We start from the raw sequence: 4,902 nt of genomic DNA on the forward strand, positions 1-4,902 counted from the left end.
AACCCGGAAGCTAAGCCTTTCAGCGCCGATGGTACTGCAGGGGGGACCCTGTGGGAGAGTAGGACGCCGCCGAACAACCCGCCCTTTTAGCTCAGTCGGTAGAGCGTCTCCATGGTAAGGAGAAGGTCAACGGTTCGATTCCGTTAAAGGGCTCCATCGAAAAAGGCCCCCGCCATCGGCGGGGGCCTTTTTTTGTTTTCCCGTCCGAGCGGTGCATCACCGACGACTCCGGGCCCCTTACGAAAGCCCGGAGTCGTCGGCGGACACCGGAAACCTCAGTCGCCCGAGCGCGGCTGGGGGACGCGGAAGGCCAGGATCGCCATGTCGTCCGACGCCGGCTCCGCCGCGAAGCGCTCCACCGCGCGGAGGACCCGGGCGGCCACGGCGCCCGCCGTGAGGCCCGTGCACGTCGTCAGCACCTCCGTCAGGCCGTCGTCGCCGAGCATGCGGCTGCCCTCACGGCGCTCCGTGACCCCGTCCGTGACGCACAGCAGGACATCGCCCGGCTCCAGCGTCACCGTCTCCTCGTGCAGCTCCAGATCGTCCATGACGCCCAGCAGCGGCTGCGGTTCTGCCGCCGGCACGACCTCGCCGTCCGGGCGCAGGCGCAGCGGCAGCGGATGCCCGGCGCACACCACCTTCATCAGGGCGCTGCCGTCCTCCCGCGGGTGCAGTTCCCCGTACAGGAGGGTGAGGAAGCGGCTGCGGGCGCCCTCGTCGAGGATCGCCGCGTTCAGGCGCTCCAGCACCGCCGGCCCGCCCAGGCCCTCCCGGGCCAGCAGGCGCAGGGCGTGCCGGGCCAGGCCCGTCACCGCCGCCGCCTCCGGGCCCGTACCGCACACGTCGCCGATGGCGAAGCCGTACGCGCCGTCGCGGATCGGGAAGACGTCGTAGAAGTCGCCGCCCACCTCGTTGCCCTCGCCCGCGGCCCGGTAGATGACCTCGACCTCCATGCCGGGGATCGCGGGGGAACCCGGCGGGAGCAGGCTCCGCTGCAGCGAGCGGCTGATCGCCGTGCGCTCCGAGTACAGGCGGGCGTTGTCCAGTGCCAGGGCCGCCCGGCGCGACAGGTCGTCGGCGAGCTCCAGGATCTCCTGCCGGAAGTGCTCCCCGGACGGCTTCCCCAGCGTGAGCATGCCGATGACGCGGTTGCGGGCCAGCAGCGGCAGGACCACCGTCTCGCCGCCGACCGCGGTGGCCGCCTCCCGCCACGTGCGGGCGCCGGCCTCCCGGACCGGCTCCGGCGGGCTGACCCGCGACAGCAGGGCCTTCAGGCCGTCGATGCGCTCCTCGTCCTCGTGGAGCACGTACGAGAGGTACGGGTCCGAGGACTGGTCGGCGATCGTGTACACGGCGCACCAGGTGGCCAGCGTCGGGACGGTCATCTGCGCCATCAGCGCCAGCGTCTGGTCCCGGTCCAGGGTGCCGGCGAGCAGGTCCGAGGCCTCGACGAGGAAGGACAGCGAGCCGCGGCGCAGCCGCTCCAGCTCGCCCAGGCGGGCCGACTCCACCGCGAGGGCGATCCGGTCGGCGGCGAACTGCAGCCGCAGCGCCTCCGCGTTCGAATAGCGGCCCGGGTTCTCCGCGGCCACGCCGAGGGAGCCGGTCAGTCGGCCCTCCACCTTCAGCGGGACCGTCACCACCGAGCGCATGCCCGTGCCGTCCAGCAGGGGCACCGCGCCCGGGACCGCCGTCAGGTCCTCGTGGACCGCGGGCATGCGGGCCGAGCCGTAGCGGCTGGCGCCCGCCTCGACGGGGACGCGGGCGAAGCGCTGGCGGGTCGAGGGCAGGCCGGTGGTCGCGCGGACCTCCAGCTCCGTCTCGTCGTCCGTCGCGAGCAGCAGGAACGCGGCGTCCGCGTCGAGCATGTCACGGGCGCGCTCGACGGTCCGCTGGAGCAGGCCGTCGAGGTCGTCGGGGGCGGGCGAGCCGATGAACACCTCGAAGGGGTCCGCCGGGCGCGCTTCGGTGAGCTGGCCGCCGTCCGCGGCAGGCGCCCGCACGGGCGTCTGGAGGAGGGCGCGCTCGTCGTCGTGGACGAGCAGGCAGACGATCGACGGATCGCCGTGCGCGTCGCGGACCCGCAGGTGGGAGCCGTAGACGGGGATGACCCGGCCGTCGGCGCCGCGGATGCCGTAGCTGCCCTCCCAGCGGGACAGGCGCAGGGCCTCGGCGATGCCGGTGCCGGTGCCGGGCGTCTGCGGCCAGGCGGCGAGCTCGGCGAGCGGGCGGCCGATGGCCTTGGAGGCGGGATGGCCGAAGACGTGCTCGGCGTCCTCGTTCCAGGCGGAGACGCGGTCGTCGGAGTCGACCTGGAGGACGGCGACGCGGACACGGCTGTCCGCGAGGGGCAGCAGCCGGTCGGGGACGACCGGGCCGGCGGAGCGGGTGCCGACCGGGCGGTCCGGGAGGTCCAGCCGGAACCACACGTGCTTGTGGGTGGCGGTGTACTCGACGCCCCAGCGGGTGGCGAGCGCGGCGCAGAGCATCAGGCCGCGGCCGTTCTCCCGGTCCGGGTCGGCGTACGGGCGGTCGCCGGGGTGCCGCAGCGGCAGCTCGCGCTCCGGATAGCGGTCGGCGACCTCGACGCGGACGCCGTCCTCGGTGCGCAGGCACAGGACCTCGGCGCTGGTGCCGGCGTGGACGACGGCGTTCGTGACGAGTTCGCTGGTGAGGACGACGGCGTCGTCGACGATGTCCGCGAAGCCCCAGCCCTGCAGGGTGTCGCGGACGAACAGGCGGGCGGAGGCGACCGAGCGCCCCTGGGGGTCGAAGCTGGCAGCCGCCCGAGCCGTGATCACGTATCTCCTTCGACGCGGTGGTACATCGGATGCCAGGTTACTTACCTTCCCGGGCGGCAGGGGCCGTCACCGGGGATTCCACCCGGCAGGGCGGCCGGTGTGCGATGGTGCCGAAGTGTTATCGCCGGGTTCGGCCAGGGTGAAACACTGGGCAGGATCGGTTTGCACGGCGGACACGCCGTGTGCCGGTGGATGTGCGGTCGACCCTTTCGGGAGGGACACGGTGGAGTCTGGCGCAGCGGTGCGGCGTACGGGAACGCGCGCGAAGGGTGGCAGGTCGCGCCGGAACGGGACGACCGAGGTGGATACCGCCGCCCTGAACCGGCTGCTCACGGCCCTGGTGTCGATGCGGGACGGGAATTTCCGCAAGCGGCTGACGGTCTCCGGCGACGGTGTGATGGCGGAGATCGCCGCCGTCTACAACGAGGTCGCCGACCGCAACCTGCACCTCACCGGGGAGCTGTCCCGGGTCCGGCGCACGGTCGGGCGAGAGGGCAAGCTGAGCGAACGGCTGGAAGTCGGTGCCTGCGAGGGCTCCTGGGCGGCCGCGATCGACGCGTCCAACCAGCTCGTCGACGATCTGGCGCGGCCGGTGTCCGAGGTCGGGCGGGTGCTGTCGGCGGTCGCCGAGGGCGACCTGGACCAGCGGATGGACCTGCGGACGCAGACGGCGGACGGGGCGGGGCACCCGCTGCGCGGGGAGTTCCTGAAGGTCGGGCGGACGGTCAACAACCTGGTCGACCAGCTGTCCGCGTTCACCGACGAGGTGACGCGGGTGGCGCTGGAGGTGGGCACCGAGGGCAAGCTCGGCGGTCAGGCCCAGGTGCGCGGAATGTCGGGTTCGTGGAAGGACCTGACCGATTCCGTCAACACGATGGCGTACCGGCTCACCGCCCAGGTGCGTGACATCGCGCTGGTGACGACGGCGGTGGCGAAGGGCGACCTGTCGCGCAAGGTCACGGTGCACGTGGCCGGCGAGATGCTCCAGCTGAAGAACACCGTCAACACGATGGTGGACCAGCTGTCTTCGTTCTCCTCGGAGGTGACGCGGGTCGCCCGCGAGGTCGGCACGGAGGGCGAGCTCGGCGGGCAGGCACAGGTGCCCGGCGTCGCCGGCGTGTGGAAGGACCTCACCGACTCCGTCAACACGATGGCGGGCAACCTGACGGCCCAGGTGCGGGGGATCGCGCAGGTCACGACGGCCGTCGCGAACGGCGACTTGTCGCAGAAGGTGCGGGTCAGCGCGCGCGGCGAGGTCGCCCAGCTGGCCGAGACGATCAATCAGATGACCGAGACGCTGCGGACGTTCGCGGACGAGGTCACGCGCGTCGCCAGCGAGGTCGGGGCCAAGGGCCTGCTGGGCGGGCAGGCGCAGGTGCCGGGCGCGGCGGGGACGTGGAAGGACCTCACCGACTCGGTGAACACGGTCTTCCGCAACCTCACCACGCAGGTGCGCGACATCGCCCAGGTGACGACCGCAGTGGCCAACGGCGACCTGTCGCAGAAGGTCACGGTCGACGTCGCCGGCGAGATGCTGGAGCTGAAGAACACCGTCAACACGATGGTGGACCAACTGCAGTCCTTCGGTGCGGAAGTGACGCGGGTGGCCCGCGAGGTCGGCGTCGAGGGCGAGCTGGGCGGGCAGGCGCAGGTGCCGGGCGCTGCGGGGACGTGGAAGGACCTCACCGACTCGGTGAACACCGCCTTCCGCAACCTCACCGGCCAGGTCCGCAACATCGCCCAGGTGACGACGGCCGTCGCCAACGGCGACCTGTCGCAGAAGGTCACGGTGGACGTCTCCGGCGAGATGCTCCAGCTGAAGAACACCGTGAACACCATGGTGGACCAGCTCTCCAGCTTCGCCGACCAGGTCACGCGGATGGCGCGGGACGTGGGCACGGAGGGCCGGCTCGGCGGCCAGGCGCGCGTCGAGGGCGTGTCGGGCACCTGGAAGGAGCTGACCGACTCGGTCAACTTCATGGCCGGGAACCTCACCTCCCAGGTGCGCCAGATCGCCCAGGTGACGACGGCGGTGGCGCGGGGCGACCTGTCGCAGAAGATCGACGTGGACGCCCGGGGCGAGATCCTGGAGCTGAAGAAC

The 4,902-nt window shown here is 72.2% G+C and carries 2 protein-coding genes, 1 tRNA gene and 1 rRNA gene; 3 read left to right on the forward strand and 1 reads right to left on the reverse strand.

Going from position 1 to position 4,902, the window contains the following annotated elements; translation table 11 throughout:
• Positions 1-75: ribosomal RNA gene (gene rrf / locus IE170_RS21400) — 5S ribosomal RNA — on the forward strand; the annotation flags it as partial.
• A 5-nt stretch (positions 76-80) separates the two neighbouring features.
• Positions 81-156: transfer RNA gene (locus tag IE170_RS21405), tRNA-Thr, on the forward strand.
• Positions 157-275: 119 nt separating this feature from the next.
• Here IE170_RS21405 and IE170_RS21410 read toward each other — a convergent pair.
• Positions 276-2,801, reverse strand: coding sequence for a SpoIIE family protein phosphatase (locus tag IE170_RS21410; protein WP_189811059.1), 2,526 nt, complete (start codon positions 2,799-2,801; stop codon positions 276-278).
• A 241-nt stretch (positions 2,802-3,042) separates the two neighbouring features.
• Between IE170_RS21410 and IE170_RS32800 the strand changes: the two genes are divergently transcribed.
• A partial coding sequence (locus tag IE170_RS32800; protein ID WP_373299036.1) for a HAMP domain-containing protein occupies positions 3,043-4,902 on the forward strand: 1,860 nt, incomplete at its 3' end.

This window comes from Streptomyces toxytricini, from assembly GCF_014649915.1.
Classification (GTDB): domain Bacteria; phylum Actinomycetota; class Actinomycetes; order Streptomycetales; family Streptomycetaceae; genus Streptomyces; species Streptomyces toxytricini.